Annotated in this window: 15 protein-coding genes; 14 read left to right on the forward strand and 1 reads right to left on the reverse strand. The window is 40.6% G+C overall.

The features are described 5' to 3' along the window. Positions 1-2 precede the first annotated feature (2 nt). Positions 3-1,592, forward strand: coding sequence for an ABC1 kinase family protein (locus AC27EF_RS00205; RefSeq protein WP_487108155.1), 1,590 nt, complete (start codon positions 3-5; stop codon positions 1,590-1,592). 1 nt (position 1,593) lies between these two features. After that, positions 1,594-2,127, forward strand: coding sequence for a M48 family metallopeptidase (locus AC27EF_RS00210; RefSeq protein ID WP_487108156.1), 534 nt, complete (start codon positions 1,594-1,596; stop codon positions 2,125-2,127). Between the two features lie 66 nt (positions 2,128-2,193). Here the strand turns inward: AC27EF_RS00210 and trpB are convergent, their stop codons facing one another. Continuing rightward, positions 2,194-3,408 carry a tryptophan synthase subunit beta gene (gene trpB, locus AC27EF_RS00215; protein WP_487108157.1) on the reverse strand — a complete coding sequence of 405 codons (1,215 nt, stop codon included), beginning with the start codon at positions 3,406-3,408 and terminating at the stop codon, positions 2,194-2,196. 187 nt (positions 3,409-3,595) lie between these two features. Here trpB and AC27EF_RS00220 point away from each other — a divergent pair, with 187 nt between their 5' ends. From AC27EF_RS00220 to AC27EF_RS00275, 12 genes are all read left to right on the forward strand, one after another. Further along, a complete protein-coding gene (locus AC27EF_RS00220; protein ID WP_487108158.1) occupies positions 3,596-3,946 on the forward strand; it encodes an Hpt domain-containing protein in 351 nt (116 codons plus the stop codon). 11 nt (positions 3,947-3,957) lie between these two features. Next, entirely contained in the window at positions 3,958-4,200 is a 243-nt protein-coding gene (locus tag AC27EF_RS00225; protein WP_487108159.1) for a hypothetical protein, read from the forward strand. Next, positions 4,197-4,523, forward strand: coding sequence for a diguanylate cyclase domain-containing protein (locus tag AC27EF_RS00230; protein WP_487108160.1), 327 nt, complete (start codon positions 4,197-4,199; stop codon positions 4,521-4,523). The genes AC27EF_RS00225 and AC27EF_RS00230 overlap by 4 nt, the downstream gene beginning before the upstream one ends. Positions 4,524-4,645: 122 nt before the next feature. Further along, the gene (locus AC27EF_RS00235) at positions 4,646-5,041 is read left to right on the forward strand and encodes a hypothetical protein (protein WP_487108161.1); all 396 of its coding nucleotides are present in this window, start codon (positions 4,646-4,648) and stop codon (positions 5,039-5,041) included. Positions 5,042-5,251: 210 nt separating this feature from the next. Next, entirely contained in the window at positions 5,252-5,947 is a 696-nt protein-coding gene (gene pyrH / locus AC27EF_RS00240; RefSeq protein ID WP_487108497.1) for a UMP kinase, read from the forward strand. Positions 5,948-5,971: 24 nt separating this feature from the next. After that, the gene (frr, locus tag AC27EF_RS00245; RefSeq protein WP_487108162.1) at positions 5,972-6,517 is read left to right on the forward strand and encodes a ribosome recycling factor; all 546 of its coding nucleotides are present in this window, start codon (positions 5,972-5,974) and stop codon (positions 6,515-6,517) included. A gap of 62 nt (positions 6,518-6,579) precedes the next feature. Then, the gene (uppS, locus tag AC27EF_RS00250) at positions 6,580-7,287 is read left to right on the forward strand and encodes an undecaprenyl pyrophosphate synthase (protein ID WP_487108163.1); all 708 of its coding nucleotides are present in this window, start codon (positions 6,580-6,582) and stop codon (positions 7,285-7,287) included. Positions 7,288-7,291: 4 nt separating this feature from the next. Then, positions 7,292-8,104: a phosphatidate cytidylyltransferase gene (locus tag AC27EF_RS00255; protein WP_487108164.1), complete on the forward strand. Its 813-nt coding sequence runs from the start codon at positions 7,292-7,294 to the stop codon at positions 8,102-8,104. Further along, positions 8,105-9,244 carry a 1-deoxy-D-xylulose-5-phosphate reductoisomerase gene (locus AC27EF_RS00260; RefSeq protein WP_487108165.1) on the forward strand — a complete coding sequence of 380 codons (1,140 nt, stop codon included), beginning with the start codon at positions 8,105-8,107 and terminating at the stop codon, positions 9,242-9,244. It begins immediately after the preceding gene. Between the two features lie 4 nt (positions 9,245-9,248). After that, positions 9,249-10,280 (forward strand): RIP metalloprotease RseP, encoded by a 1,032-nt coding sequence (gene rseP / locus AC27EF_RS00265; protein ID WP_487108166.1) that lies wholly within the window; start codon positions 9,249-9,251, stop codon positions 10,278-10,280. Between the two features lie 12 nt (positions 10,281-10,292). Further along, positions 10,293-11,372: a flavodoxin-dependent (E)-4-hydroxy-3-methylbut-2-enyl-diphosphate synthase gene (gene ispG, locus AC27EF_RS00270; protein WP_487108167.1), complete on the forward strand. Its 1,080-nt coding sequence runs from the start codon at positions 10,293-10,295 to the stop codon at positions 11,370-11,372. Next, positions 11,356-15,768, forward strand: a complete 4,413-nt coding sequence (locus AC27EF_RS00275; protein WP_487108168.1) for a PolC-type DNA polymerase III — start codon at positions 11,356-11,358, stop codon at positions 15,766-15,768. The genes ispG and AC27EF_RS00275 overlap by 17 nt, the downstream gene beginning before the upstream one ends. The last annotated feature ends 129 nt before the right edge of the window (positions 15,769-15,897 follow it).

Below are 15,897 nucleotides of genomic sequence, written 5' to 3' on the forward strand. Positions count from 1 at the left end.
TTATGACGCAGGAATCAAGAAAAAGAAAAGGGCGTCTTCGGGAGATACTTCGGGTTCTCAGAAAACATCAGGCAGTGAAAGGAATTGACCCGCTGAAACTTTGCTTGATTCTGGAAGATTTAGGACCTACCTATGTGAAATTAGGGCAGATGATGTCCATGCGGTCAGATCTTCTGCCTGAGCGGTACTGCAAAGAGTTGACCCGACTGCGTACGGATGTAAAGCCCTTGTCTTTTGCAGCAATCCAAAAGGAATTAGATCAGATACTACCCGAAAGACCAGAAGAACTTTTCTCTGAAATTTCCTCCATACCTCTCGGTTCTGCCTCCATTGCCCAGGTGCATAAAGCTGTTTTAAAATCTGGAGATGAAGTGGTTTTAAAAATCCAAAGACCCGGAATCAAAGAAATTATGGCAGAAGATATTTCCCTGTTAAAGAAAGCGTCCGGACTGTTGAATTTTGCTGTGGGAACAGGAGATCTGATTGATTTTCGCAGTGTGATTGATGAACTGTGGCAGACTACAAAGGAAGAAATGGATTTCCAGAAAGAGGCAGATCATCTGGAGGCATTTTATGAGAATCAAAAGGGAATTCGCTATGTCAGCTGCCCTAAAGTTTTTCGTGAATATTCCAGTCAAAAATTACTTGTGATGAGCTATATTGACGGAATTCCCATTGATCAGACGAAGAGATTAGAACAAGCAGGATACGATCTGGAAGAAATCGGACAAAAAACAGCTGAAAATTATTGTAAGCAAATTTTAGAAGACGGTTTTTTTCATGCGGATCCTCATCCAGGGAATCTGTGGGTTCATAATGGAAAGATTATCTGGCTGGATCTTGGAATGACAGGAAATTTAACAAATTCCTATAAAGCAATTTTAAAAAGAGCAATCTCAGCAATCCTTAAAAATGATATTTATGAATTAAAAAATGCTTTTTTATCTTTTGGAACTCCGAGACATTCGATCAATCATGCACAATTATATACGGATTTGGATGACATGGTAGGAAAATATATGAATGTGGATTTTGGGAGTATGAACCTGGGAGATTTAATGGAGGATGCTTTGAATCTTCTGAAAAAACATGAAATTGCAGTGGCTTCTGATATTACTTTGCTTGCTCGAAGCATGGTAACAATGGAGGGAACATTAAAGATTTGTTCTCCGAAAGTAAACATGATGCAAATTTTGGCATCGCATATGTCATCTGTAATGTGGAAGGAAATTGATTTAAAAAAAGAATTGCGTCACAGTCTTCGTGCACTTTACGGCTCCTCTAAAAAATCTTTGGAAATTCCAGCCCAGATGTCAGATCTTCTCAATATTACGAAAAACGGTCAGATTCGGATTAATGTGGAAGGATCAGATGCAAGAGAATGGCAGTCTCAAATTCGGGACCATGTAAATCAACTGACCATTGTAATCATCGCGTCATTTTTTTGGTTTGGATCGGCAGTTCTTTGTTTGACAGAGATCAAACCAAAGGTATTTGGGATGCCGTGGCTTGCTTTTTTTGGATTTTTCATAGGAGGAAGTTTGATACTTTATCTGTTCATTCATATGTTGATCATGAAAAGGAACAAATAACATGGAACAAATGATTCACGGAATTTCTGTTACAATCCAACGAAGGGATGTTAAAAATATAAATTTATACATAAAGCCTCCTGATGGCAAGGTGTTGGTAACAGCGCCAAGACAGCTCCGTCAGGAGGTGGTCTTTGCATTTCTTTTGTCGAAGGAATCTTGGATTGTAAAACATCGAAAGAAAATGTTGGAGCGGCAAAATGCGCAAAAGAATCCACAGATAACAGAAGAAGACAAAAAGAAATTGGAAGATCGAATTGCATTTTATCATAAAAAATGGATGTCGGTGATGGGCGTTTGTGCAACAGATTTTACGATACGCGATATGAAAACCATTTGGGGAAGCTGCAGTACGAAAACCGGCCGGATCCGAATCAATCTTCAATTGGCACGAAAACCTGAAAAATGTATAGAATATGTGATTGTACATGAAATGTGTCATCTGTTGGAGCCAAGTCACAATCAGAGATTTCACAGTCTCATGTCGAAGTTTCTGCCAGATTGGAAAGAGCGTAAAACTTTGCTGAATCAATAGACATTTGATAAAACAGAGTTGATAGAAAATTCTACCAACTCTGTTTGTGATAACTTGGTAAAATATTTAGAAATATTGCTCGCCATAACCGTAGTGTTCCACAACGTAATCGAGGTCCTTATCACCGCGGCCGCTCAGACATACTAGGATGGATCCCTTTTTCATCTCCTGTGCTTTTTGAACAGCATAGGCAACTGCATGAGAGCTTTCAATGGCAGGAATGATTCCTTCATATCGGGAGAGTTCAAAGAACGCTTTCATTGCGGCTTCGTCATCAATGGTTTCGTACTGGACTCTTCCGAGATCATGAAGAAACGCATGTTCCGGACCTACGGACGGGTAATCCAATCCGCTGGCAATCGAATAAACCGGAGCCGGATTTCCCTGTTCATCTTTCAGCATAATGCTCTCAAATCCATGCATGATTCCTTTCTTTCCAAAGGTCATAGATGCCGCATGGTCTCCAAGAGAAGCTCCCCGTCCCAGCGGTTCAATCCCGACAATATCTACCGGCTCATCCACAAACGGAATAAACATTCCAATAGAATTGCTTCCGCCTCCTACGCAAGCGCAGACAACATCCGGAAGAAGACCTGTCATTTCCTGAAATTGTTCCTTTGCTTCATATCCGACAACTGATTGAAAATCACGCACCATCAGAGGAAATGGATGAGGACCCAGTGCAGATCCAATGCAGTAGATAGAATCCTTGTAATTTTTCGCATAGGAATCGAAAGCAGAATCTACAGCCTCTTTCAATGTTTTTAATCCATGACTGACAGGAACAACCTTGGCACCAAGAATTTTCATTCGAGTTACATTGGGAGCCTGTTTTGCAATATCGACTTCCCCCATATGTATCTCACATTCCAATCCGAAAAATGCAGCGGCAGTAGCCAGCGCAACTCCATGCTGACCGGCACCGGTCTCCGCAATCAATCGTTTCTTTCCCATAAATTTTGCCAGAAGTCCCTCCCCCATGCAGTGGTTCAATTTATGAGCGCCTGTGTGATTTAAATCTTCTCTTTTTAAATAAATCTGACAGTTTCCATAGAGCTTTGATAAGCGTTCACAATGATAGACAGGGGTCGGGCGCCCTTGAAATTCCTTGCGGATTCGCCGAAGCTCATTGATAAACTGGGATGAATGACAGATGGTTTGATAGGCTTCCGAAATTTCTTCAAATGCCGGTTTTAATTCATCCGTTAAATAAGCTCCGCCATAGGGACCAAAACGCCCGTCGTCATCAGGATAATTTCTCAAATAAGTTCTGTAATCCATAAATTCCTCCTTTATTAACCGTATCTTATATACATTTTACCATAAATATATGGTCTGTGCTATCCAATGTATCGTTTCTTTTGATTGTTGAGTGGTTGGAAAAATGTTATAATGGAAAAGAAAATTTTTTATATTGTTGATTTTAGTAAACTTTAGGAAGCATTTAATAAAAAAGAGGAGAGTAGAAATGAATATGGAACAATTTTATGAAAGTATTGACGGAAGCTATGAAAATGTTTGCAGAAGGATGATGGGAAACACTGTTCTCGTTGAGAAATTTGTAAAAAAATTTATGGAAGATTCCACATACCAGCAGTTATCCGATGCCTTAGAGCAGATGGACTATGAAGGAATCTTCCGGTCCGCGCATACATTGAAAGGTCTTTCTGGAACATTGGAATTTTCGGGTCTGCAAAGAGAGAGTGAAAAACTGGTCAATCTAATTCGAGAAAACCAACTGGAAGCGATTAACGTGCCGGCGGAAGAACTCAGACAAGAATATGAAAAAATTGCGTCGAAAATTCAGGAATTAGGATAAGGATACAAACTGTGAAGATAAATAAAAAACCAAAAATTCTCATCGTCGATGATGTGGAATTAAATCGAGTATTTTTAAATGATATTTTAGAAGCTTCCAATGGAAAAGAAGTTTGGTATGAGTTTATGATCCGATCTCTTTGGACCGACGAGATCGGACCGGTTTGCATTGGATTTATCGGAAAAATGAGCAATATTCATATTCAGGCAGAAGAAACAAAACTGCTTAGAACTATGGCGGAGACGAATTTATGATTTTTTTGTGCGATATTGGCAGCAGAAAAAATGCAGAAAATAAAGCGGAGCAATTAAGAGAAGCTTTATCAGGAACTTATGAAGGATATAAGTTTTCCGCAAGCATCGGGGCAGTCCTTTGTGGAAATGAATGCTGTGACTATGACAGCCTTTTACATCAGGCAGATATTGCGCTCTATAAAGCAAAAAGAGCAGGAAAAAACCGTTGTGTCTTTTATGCACCGGAAGTCAATGACTGTAAAATCCCTCCTGACGCCTTAAAGATGGAATATGTTGCAGTTGCGAAAGAACTGAATCTTCCAGATGAAAAACCTCTTACTTAAGAAATATACGCCAAAGCTTTGAAGTGTTTTTACTGCTCCTTGACGTTCTTTTGCTTCTATGTTAGACTGCTCTATGCTGACAGTCAAAAGAGCAAAAATCATATAAAAAGGATGGGTATTTTATGATGAATGAAAAAACAAACACCTTTTTGAAAATTATGGGTGTGATTGTATTAATTCAAGGAGTGTTACAGCTTCTAAGTGTTGCCTCGCTGCTGATGGCAGATTTTGATGCATACAAACAGCAGTTTTCTATGGCAGTGTTTTATTTCAGCGCAGTACTGATGGCCTTATACGGAATTGCAGCAGTACTTGGGGGATATGCCGCTTTCCGAAGAAACAGGGAATTTGAAGGATGTAAGCGTGCTTTTTATTTCGGATTGGCTCTTCTGGCGATTAATATCGCAGTAATGTTAATGAATGTGATTTTTCAAACCTTTAAAGTGAATCAGCTGACATCTTTTCTCATACCAATCTTATTTACTTATGCAGCGTTCATCGGAGGACGCAGAAAATAAGATGCCAGAAGAACAAAAGATCGAAAGAATCTCTGAAAAACGAGATTCTTTCTTTTTCTACAGTTGTTCTTTTGAAAATGATATGATATAATTTTTCTTGTTGAGAGCGGACAAATGTGAAAGCCTGAGCAGACCTGTTCGCTTGGACCGTGATTTGATTTTTTTAAAACCAGAAACAAAAGAGGTATATCAATGAAAGATTTAAAGAATATGAAGCGTGTGCTTTTAAAACTAAGCGGGGAAGCGCTGGCAGGGGATAAAAAAACAGGATTTGATGAAGAGACCTGCGCAGATGCTGCCCGACAAGTTAAGACGCTGGTTGATCAGGGACTTCAGGTCGCTATTGTGATTGGCGGAGGAAATTTTTGGAGAGGACGCACAAGTGAACGCATGGAACGCACCAAAGCAGATCAGATTGGAATGCTTGCGACAGTGATGAATTGTATTTATGTATCCGATGCATTCCGCAGCGTGGGGATGGAGACCGAGATTTATACTCCGTTTGTTTGCGGGGCATTTACGGAGCTTTTTTCCAAAGATAAGGCAGTCCGGGATCTCAATCAGGGAAAAGTTGTATTTTTTGCCGGTGGAACCGGTCATCCGTATTTTTCTACTGACACATCCACAGCGCTTCGGGCAATTGAGATTGAAGCAGACGCAATACTTCTTGCAAAATCCATTGACGGCGTCTATGATTCAGACCCGGCAATCAATAAAAATGCAGTAAAATATAGTACCATTTCCATGGAGCAGGTTCTGGATCAGAAATTAGGTGTGATTGACTTGACCGCAACCATCATGTGTCTTGAAAATCGAATGCCGCTGGCTGTTTTCGGACTCAATGAAAAAAACAGTATTGAGAATCTAATGAATGGTGAATTTAACGGAACCTATGTAACCGTTTGAGAATATTAGGAGGACAAAAGAAACATGTTGAAACAATTTGAAGAAAAGATGCAGAAATCCCTAGATAGTATGGCCAATGATTTCTTGACCATTCGTGCCGGGCGTGCCAACCCCCATGTACTTGACAAAGTGAAGGTTGATTATTATGGGGCGGCAACTCCAGTTGCTCAGGTGGGAAATGTCTCCGTACCGGAAGCCAGAACAATTATGATTCAGCCTTGGGAACCGAATATGCTAAAGGAGATTGAGAAAGCAATTATGGTATCAGATATCGGAATTACTCCAACCAACGATGGAAAGGCAATTCGTCTGAATTTTCCGGATTTAACAGAAGAGAGAAGGAAAGAATTAGCCAAGGATGTGAAAAAGCGAGGAGAAGAAGCAAAAGTTGCAGTTCGCAATATCCGAAGAGATGCCAACGATTTTGTAAAGAAGCAAAATAAAGCCGGCGAGTTAAATGATGATCAGGCAAAAGATCAGGAAGATCAGGTTCAGAAGATGACCGATAAATTTATCAAACAAATTGAAGACGCTGTAGATGCAAAATCAAAAGAAATTATGACAGTTTAATAAAAAACAGGGTTGGAGTCTTCCGCCCTGTTTTGTCTTTCAAATAATAATAGGAGGGTACAATGGAACATTTAAAAATTCCGCAGCATGTGGCGATTATTTTAGATGGAAATGGGCGATGGGCAAAAAAGAAACATCTTCCGAGAAATATGGGACATCGACAGGGGAGTAAAGTTGTGGAGACAATCATTGAGGATGCTCATCATATGGGAATAAAATATCTTACGGTCTACGCTTTTTCCACAGAAAACTGGAAACGTCCCAAAGATGAAGTGGATGCTCTTATGAAATTACTGAGAGACTATTTAAAAACCTGTATCAAACGCGCCAATAAAAATAATATGAAAGTACGTGTTATCGGTGATGTCTCTGGTCTTTCCGAAGACCTGCAGCAAAGAATTGCGGAGCTGGAGGAAGCTTCAAAGAACAATACGGGAATTCATTTTACCATTGCACTGAATTATGGAAGCCGTGACGAGATGGTTCGTTCTATGAAGCATCTGGCACAGGACGTTTTAGATGGAAAAATTGCAAAAGAAGATATTACAGAAGAAGCTTTTGCAAATTATTTGGATACCAGAGAATTGCCGGATCCTGATCTTTTAATCCGCACCAGCGGAGAAGAACGGTTGTCTAATTTCCTGTTGTGGCAGCTTGCTTATACAGAATTTTATTTTACAGATGTTCTCTGGCCGGATTTTAATAAAAAAGAATTAAGAAAAGCGATCGAATATTATAATGGACGCGACCGCAGATTTGGAGGAATTTAATTTTATGTTTAAGCAAAGACTAATCAGTGGAATAGTTTTGGTAATCATCGCCGCCGTCGGATTGTATCTGGGCGGAATTGTCACATTTGCTATGACACTGATCGTATCTCTAATTGGTTATAGTGAAATCTTAAAAATTTATGGGATTGAAAAATCATCCCTTGCAGTTATTGGCTATACCGGCACAATTCTGTTTTTTGTGGCTTTGTTTTTCGATTTAGCGCAATGGTCGATTGCAATCATTATTCTGTTTTTAATTTTTTTATTGGGCTGTTACGTGGTCAGATTTCCGAAATACAAAGCGAATCAGATGATGGCATGTTTTTTTGGTTTTGTATATGTGGGAGTTATGATGTCCTATATTTATCAGATTCGGGATTTACAAAACGGAGGGGAGTTTGTCGTCTTATTATTCCTGGCAGCATGGGGAAATGATACACTTGCCTATTGTACCGGAATGCTTCTTGGAAAGCATAAGATGACGCCGCAGCTCAGTCCCAAAAAGAGTATTGAGGGATTAATCGGCGGAATTATCGGAGCCGCTGTTTTAGGAGCCGTTTACGGTCTTTATCTAAGAACCTATATTCGTTTTAATTTTGATCCTGTACTGATGTTTCCTTTGATCTGTGGTATTGGGGGAGCCATTTCTGTGATCGGAGATTTGGCAGCTTCTGCAATCAAACGCGACGTTGGGATTAAGGATTATGGAACGTTAATTCCGGGGCATGGCGGCATTTTGGATCGTTTTGACAGTATTATTTTAATTGCACCGGTAATTTACTATCTGACGGTTCTGATTTCAGGGGGAGCAATTTAAATGAAATATATTTCAATTATAGGATCTACAGGTTCCATTGGGACGCAAACGCTGGAGATTGTTCGCAGTCATCCCGATATGAAAGTGACAGCTCTGGCTGCCGGAACAAACATTGATTTGTTGGAACAGCAGGTGCGGGAATTTTCCCCGGCAATTGCTGCAGTTTATGATGAACAGCGGGCAAAAGAATTAAAAGTGCGTCTTGGGGATGTGGAAACTTGCGTAGTCTCCGGAATGGATGGTCTTTTGGCAGCTGCAACAGAATCTAAATGTTCTATGGTTGTCACAGCCATTGTGGGAATGATCGGTATTCGCCCGACAATGGCCGCAATGAAAGCAGGGAAAGATATTGCTTTGGCAAATAAAGAGACTCTGGTTACCGCGGGACATCTCATTATGCCTATGGCACAGGAACTGGGAGTATCCATTTATCCGGTGGACAGTGAACATTCTGCAATTTTTCAATGCCTCCAGAGCGGACAAAAGGAAGATGTAAGCTCTTTGATTATCACGGCATCCGGAGGTCCGTTTCGGAAGAAAAGCCAGGCGGATCTTGCACACGCAACGGTAGAAGATGCTTTAAAGCATCCCAACTGGTCTATGGGGCGCAAAATTACCATAGACTCTGCAACGCTGGTTAACAAAGGATTGGAAGTGATGGAAGCCAGATGGTTATTTGATATAAATCTGGATCAAATTCAGGTAGTTGTTCAGCCTCAGAGCATCATTCATTCCATGATTGAATTTCAGGATGGCAGTGTAATTGCACAGATGGGAACACCGGATATGAAGCTTCCGATTCAATATGCACTTTTTTATCCGCAGCACAGTTCGCTTTCCGGAGAACGGCTTAATTTTGCAGCTTTAAGAGAACTTACTTTTGAGGAACCGCCGACCGATGTTCTAAAAGGGCTTCCTTATGCATACAAGGCCGGAGAAATCGGAGGCAGTATGCCAACCGTTTTCAATGCAGCCAATGAAAAGGCAGTTGCATTGTTTCTGGATCGCAAAATAAGATTTTTAGATATTTATGACATCATTGAAGACGCGATGAGCGCTCACAAACTGATCGAACACCCGACCTTAGATCAGGTGTTGGAGACAGAACAGTGGGTCTATGAACATATAGAAAGCAGGTAGACGTTTGAATATTATCATTGCAATTTTAATTTTTGGAATTATTATTATGGTTCACGAACTGGGACACTTTCTGATTGCAAAGAAAAACGGCATCCAAGTGGATGAATTCTGTATCGGGCTTGGACCGACGATCATCGGAAAACAGGTAGGTGAAACATTTTATTCAGTAAAACTTCTGCCTTTTGGCGGAGCATGTATGATGGGAGAGGATGAGGACCGTAAAGAAGCCAATGCTTTTAATAATAAGTCTGTATGGGCAAGAATGGCTGTGATTTTTGGCGGACCGTTTTTTAACTTTATTTTGGCTTTTGTTCTCTCACTCATTGTGGTCGGCATGTCAGGTGTCGATCTCCCGAAAATTCATTCCGTACAGAAAAATTCTCCGGCAGCCCAGGCAGGCATTCAGGCAGGAGATGTTATGGTGGGCGTTAACGGAAAAAGCATTCACAATTACCGGGAATTCTCTTATTATATGTTTTTGGATTATAACGGAGGAACCATTCCGATTACCGTCGAGAGGAACGGAGAGGAACAAACATTGAATGTTCAACCAGTTCTAAATCAGGAAAAACATCAATATCTGATTGGAATTACCTGGCCGGGATATCAGAAGGTGGGACCGCTGAAAACCATCGAGTACAGTGTGCGGGAAGTGGGCCTTCAAATAAAAATCACGTTAAAAAGCGTGAAAATGCTGGTAACACAAAAGCTTGGAATGAAGGATTTATCCGGTCCTGTTGGGATTGTGAAAACCGTCGGAGATCAATATAACGAGGCTGCTGCCTATGGTTTTCGAGCAGTATTTTTAACGATGATGAGCATGGCGATTTTAATCAGCGCCAATTTAGGTGTTATGAATTTGCTGCCGCTTCCGGCTCTTGACGGAGGACGTTTATTATTTTTAATCATAGAGGCCATTCGTGGGAAAGCAGTTCCTCAAAAAATTGAAGCTGCCGTTCATACTGTGGGGCTGGCTCTTTTAATGCTGTTAATGGTTTTCGTCATGTACCAGGATATTGTAAAGATTATTCTGTAAAGGAGGAATTCTATGTATACAAGAAATGAGACAAAAGTCATTGAAATCGGCAATCGCAAAATCGGAGGTGGAAATCCCGTTGCAATTCAGTCTATGACCAATACAAAGACTGAAAATGTACAGGCAACCGTACAGCAGATTCTTGCATTGGAAAAAGCCGGATGTCAGATTGTCCGATGCACAGTTCCCTCTCAGGAAGCAGCGAAAGCTTTGGCAGAAATTAAAAAACAAATTCATATTCCTCTTGTGGCAGATATTCATTTCGACTACCAGCTTGCCATTGCAGCGATGGAACACGGAGCGGATAAAATTCGGATTAATCCAGGGAATATCGGTGGGAAAGAAAAGATCCGAAAAGTGGTGGAAACAGCCAAAAAATATCATGTTCCCATTCGGGTTGGAGTCAACAGCGGTTCTTTGGAAAAACCACTGCTAGCAAAATATGGCGGTGTAACAGCGGAAGGGTTGGTGGAGAGCGCTCTGGATAAGGTTGCGATTCTGGAAGCCCTGGATTTTCATGAAATTGTTGTCAGCATCAAATCTTCTGATGTTTTAATGTGTGCAAGGGCATATGAACAGATTGCAGAAAAGATTGCGTACCCGCTTCATGTGGGAATCACAGAAGCCGGAACTGTTTATAGCGGCAATATTAAATCTGCAGCAGGTCTTGGTATCATTTTATACCAGGGAATCGGAGATACGATTCGTGTTTCATTAACCGGAGATCCGGTCAATGAAATTATTAGCGCAAAATTAATTTTAAAAACGCTTGGTCTCAGAAGCGGTGGAATCGAAGTTGTATCTTGTCCTACCTGCGGGCGAACCAACATTGATTTAATTGCTTTGGCAAATCAGGTAGAGACTATGGCTGCGGATTTTGAACACTTAAACTTAAAAGTTGCCGTGATGGGATGCGTCGTCAATGGTCCGGGGGAAGCAAAGGAAGCCGATGTGGGAATTGCCGGCGGAAAAGGCGAAGGACTTTTGATCAAAAAGGGAGAGATTATCCGAAAAATTCCGGAGCAGGAACTCCTTCAGACATTGCGCAACGAATTAGAACACTGGGAGGAAGAACATGCAGACACCGAGTAAACCTTTTTTTCAGGTGTTTCCTGATTTAAAAGTTTCAGACGAAATGCGGTCCTTGTTTGAGTCTGCCGAAATTCAAAAGATTACACTAAAAAAAAGACAAAACATGCTTCGGATTTCTTTTTGTTGTCCGCACTTAATCTCACGCATTGACACCTGGAGAATGGAGCAGCAAATTCGCGAACAGCTTTTTTCCAAACGCTATATCAAGATTCGATTTCAGGAATCTTATGAACTTTCTGAACAATACAATCTGACCTATTTAATGGAACAGTATATGAAAAGCTTCCTCTTTGAGTTAAAAGGCAAAGGGGAGGTTATTTTTAATGTGGTGAGAAAAGGAGATTACAAAGTCGAAGGAAATGTCATTACTTTTTTCTTTGAAAATACGTTTGTGAACAAAAGTAAAGCTCCGGAAATCAAAGACTTTTTTGAGACGATATTAAAAGATCGTTTTCATATGGAGATAAAAGTTGGATTTGATTTCTCCAAAACCGCGGATCAGACATTGAAAAAGGAAAGCACCTATCAGTTAAAGCAGCAGATTCATGCCATTGTAGAACATGCAGACAGTGTGGCAAAAGAACAGCACGAGGAGAAGATTGCCAGAAAAAAGGTTGCCGCAAACAGAGAACAGAAACATTTCCGTAAAAAAACAAAATATCAAGACGATCCCACATTATTATATGGAAGAAACTGTGATGGGAATTTAACAGAAATCAAAGATATTTATGATGAAATCGGAGAAGTGGTAGTGCGCGGTCAGATCACTTTTTTGGATACAAGAGAAATTCGGAATGAAAAGAGCATTATTATTTTTCATTTAACAGATTTCACAGATTCCATCTCCTGTAAAATTTTTGTAAAAAATGAACAGCTCCCTGAAATTTTAGATGGTTTGAAGAAAGGTGGATTTTATCGTGTGAAAGCAATGGCAATCTATGATAAATTTGACCGTGAAATTGGATTAAGTTCTGTAGCAGGAATTAAGGCAATTACAGATTTTCGTGAAAAACGACAGGATCATTCTTTAGAAAAGCGGATAGAACTTCATCTACACACAGTGATGAGTGACAATGATAGTGTGGTACAGATCAAAGATATTATAAATCGGGCTCATGAATGGGGACATCCTGCTGTGGCAATTACAGATCATGGAGTTCTTCAGGGCTTCCCCATTGCACGTCATGCTTACGAAGATCTGCATCTTCCCAAAGACGATCCATTTAAAATCATTTACGGAGTCGAAGCATATTTTGTAGATGATTTTGGGAAACTCGCGACGGAATCTAAAGGGCAGTCTTTGGACTCAAATTATGTAGTTTTTGATATTGAAACGACAGGCTTTCACAGTAAAAAAGATCGAATCATCGAAATCGGAGCCGTAAAGGTTGTCGGTGGACAAATTACAGAAACCTTCAGCGAATTTGTAAATCCGCAGCGTCCGATTCCATATAAAATTACACAGCTTACAACGATTACCGATGAGATGGTAAAAAATTCTGATCCGATTGAGCAGGTTCTGCCAAGATTTTTTGAGTTTTGCAAAGGATGTGTTCTGGTGGCTCATAATGCAGGATTTGATACCGGATTTATAAGAGAAAATGCAAAACGTTTCAATCTGCCCTACAACTATACGGCAGTGGACACTTTGGGACTCGCCCGATGTCTGATGGGACATCTGGGAAAATATACTTTGGACAACATCTGCAAACATTTGAATATTGTGTTGGAAACACATCATCGTGCAGTGGATGATGCGAGTGCAACCGGAAAGATTTTTGTAGAATTTCTTTCGATGTTAAAAGAAAAAGGAATGGAAAATCTCGATCAGGTGAATCAATATGCATCAGATAATGAAAATTTAATAAAAAAGGGAAGAACCTATCATGGAATTATTCTGGTTCAAAATGATACTGGACGCGTAAATTTAAATCGTCTTGTATCAGAATCTCATATTAAATATTTTAATCGTCGGCCGAGAATGCCAAAGTCTTTGATTGAAAAATATAGAGAAGGGCTGATCATCGGTTCTGCCTGTGAAGCCGGGGAGCTTTATCAGGCGCTGCTTGATCAAAAATCCGATGAAACGATTGCTGAGATTGTATCCTTTTATGATTATTTGGAAATCCAGCCGGTGGGAAACAATGAATTTATGATTCATTCGGATCGCATCGAAAACATCCGTTCCACAGATGATATCCGGAAATTGAATCAACGGATTGTAGAATTGGGAGAACAATTTCAGAAACCTGTGGTGGCTACCTGCGATGTTCACTTTTTAAATCCAGATGATGCCATTTACCGTTCTATTTTGATGGCTGGAAAAGGATTTAAGGATGCAGATTCGCAACCGCCTCTTTATTTTCGGACAACGGAAGAAATGTTAAATGAATTTTCCTATCTTGGAAGTGATAAAGCAAAAGAAGTAGTCATTACAAATCCCAACAAAATCAATGAGATGATTGAAAATATTTCACCGATTCATCCGGATAAATGTCCTCCGGTGATTCCGGATTCCGATAAAACTCTGCGTGAAATCTGCTACAGCCGGGCGCACGAAATCTATGGAGAGGATCTGCCCGAACGAGTTACAAATCGCCTGGAAAAAGAACTGAATTCAATCATAGGAAATGGCTATGCAGTTATGTACATCATTGCTCAGAAACTGGTTTGGGATTCCAATGATCACGGCTATTTGGTAGGATCCAGAGGTTCTGTCGGTTCTTCCTTTGCAGCGACAATGTCAGGGATTACGGAAGTAAATCCTTTGCCGGCTCACTATATCTGTCCAGAATGCCATTATGTGGACTTTGATTCTGAACAGGTTCAAAAATATGCTAAAATGGGAATGTCCGGATTTGATATGCCCGATGCTTATTGCCCCAAGTGCGGGGCAAAATTTACAAAAGAAGGACAGGATATTCCTTTTGAGACATTTCTTGGATTTAAGGGCAATAAAGAACCTGATATTGACCTGAACTTTTCCGGTGAATATCAGGGGAAGGCCCATGCCTATGTAGAAGTAATTTTTGGAAAAGGAAAGGCTTTCCGTGCCGGAACCATCGGTACTCTGGCAGAAAAAACAGCCTATGGATATGTATTAAAATATCTGGAGGAACGGGGAATCAGTAAACGTCGATGTGAGATTGAACGTCTTGCCATCGGTTGCACCGGTGTGAAAAGAACCACTGGTCAGCATCCGGGAGGAATCATTGTTGTCCCTCACGATAAAGAAATTTATGATTTTACAGCAGTGCAGCACCCCGCGAATGATATGAACACCCCGATTATTACAACCCACTTTGAGTATCACTCTATTGATCAGAATTTGTTGAAACTGGATATTCTAGGTCACGATGATCCTTCCATGATCCGCAGAATGGAAGATATTACGGGAATCAGCGCCCAAACCATTCCGATGGATGATCAGGGAGTTATGGGCCTGTTTCATGGTACGGAAACACTTGGAATTACACCGGAAGATATTGACGGGACTCCTTTAGGTTCTTTGGGGGTTCCGGAATTTGGTACAGATTTTGTCATTCAGATGCTTCAGGATACGCACCCTCAAAGCTTTTCTGATTTAGTACGTATTTCAGGATTGTCTCATGGAACTGACGTATGGCTTGGAAATGCCCAGACCTTAATTGAAAACGGAGACGCCGTGATTTCCACAGCGATTTGCTGTCGTGATGACATTATGGTTTACCTGATTAATCAGGGACTGGAACAAGAAGCATCGTTTAAAATTATGGAGGGCGTACGAAAAGGAAAGGGGCTTACCCCGGAACAAGAACAAATGATGAAAGATCACAATGTTCCGGATTGGTATATCTGGTCCTGTAAGCAGATTAAATATATGTTCCCAAAAGCTCATGCCGCAGCCTATGTTATGATGGCATGGAGAATTGCATGGTATAAAGTCTATCACCCTCTGGCATATTATGCGGCATATTTCAGTATTCGAGCCAAGGCATTTTCCTATGAAGATATGTGTCTTGGGAAAGAGCGTTTAAATGAACGAATGCAGCAGATTAAGCTCACACCGAAACATGAAATGAAAAATGCCGATCTTGATCTGCTTCGTGAAATGAAAATTGCCGATGAAATGTACGCCAGAGGCTATGAATTCCATACGCTGGATATTTATCAGGCAAAGGCAAAAGATTTTCAGGTTATGGGTGGAAAAATTATGCCTGCTCTTACAAGTATTGACGGAATGGGAGAAAAAGCTGCGCTTCAGGTGGAGGAGGCTTCCAAGGGAGAGCCATACACCTCTCTTGAAAATTTCCGCAACCGCACCAAGGCGCCGCAGGCAGCCATTGATAAAATGAAAGAGTTGGGAATTCTCGGGGACCTGGAGGAAACAGACCAGCTTTCCTTCAATTTTATCTGAAAAATCCCTTGTCAAGGAATATTTTTCATGTTAGAATATAAATAGCTTAAGAAAAAAGACATAAGAGTGGGCGAAAGTCCACTCTTATTGTTTGTGCTTCGATAGGAAATCTCAGTGGATTTTCTATCG

It is taken from the genome of Anaerostipes stercorihominis (assembly GCF_057535655.1).

Excerpts from the sequence above, each read along its gene's own strand:
- AC27EF_RS00260 (WP_487108165.1), top strand. The coding sequence starts at position 8,105 with ATGAAATATATTTCAATTATAGGATCTACAGGTTCCATTGGGACGCAA.
- AC27EF_RS00205 (WP_487108155.1), top strand. The coding sequence starts at position 3 with ATGACGCAGGAATCAAGAAAAAGAAAAGGGCGTCTTCGGGAGATACTT.
- pyrH (WP_487108497.1), top strand. The coding sequence starts at position 5,252 with ATGAAGCGTGTGCTTTTAAAACTAAGCGGGGAAGCGCTGGCAGGGGAT.
- ispG (WP_487108167.1), top strand. The coding sequence starts at position 10,293 with ATGTATACAAGAAATGAGACAAAAGTCATTGAAATCGGCAATCGCAAA.
- AC27EF_RS00255 (WP_487108164.1), top strand. The coding sequence starts at position 7,292 with ATGTTTAAGCAAAGACTAATCAGTGGAATAGTTTTGGTAATCATCGCC.
- AC27EF_RS00275 (WP_487108168.1), top strand. The coding sequence starts at position 11,356 with ATGCAGACACCGAGTAAACCTTTTTTTCAGGTGTTTCCTGATTTAAAA.
- AC27EF_RS00210 (WP_487108156.1), top strand. The coding sequence starts at position 1,594 with ATGGAACAAATGATTCACGGAATTTCTGTTACAATCCAACGAAGGGAT.
- trpB (WP_487108157.1), bottom strand. The coding sequence starts at position 3,408 with ATGGATTACAGAACTTATTTGAGAAATTATCCTGATGACGACGGGCGT.
- uppS (WP_487108163.1), top strand. The coding sequence starts at position 6,580 with ATGGAACATTTAAAAATTCCGCAGCATGTGGCGATTATTTTAGATGGA.
- AC27EF_RS00220 (WP_487108158.1), top strand. The coding sequence starts at position 3,596 with ATGAATATGGAACAATTTTATGAAAGTATTGACGGAAGCTATGAAAAT.
- AC27EF_RS00235 (WP_487108161.1), top strand. The coding sequence starts at position 4,646 with ATGATGAATGAAAAAACAAACACCTTTTTGAAAATTATGGGTGTGATT.
- frr (WP_487108162.1), top strand. The coding sequence starts at position 5,972 with ATGTTGAAACAATTTGAAGAAAAGATGCAGAAATCCCTAGATAGTATG.
- AC27EF_RS00230 (WP_487108160.1), top strand. The coding sequence starts at position 4,197 with ATGATTTTTTTGTGCGATATTGGCAGCAGAAAAAATGCAGAAAATAAA.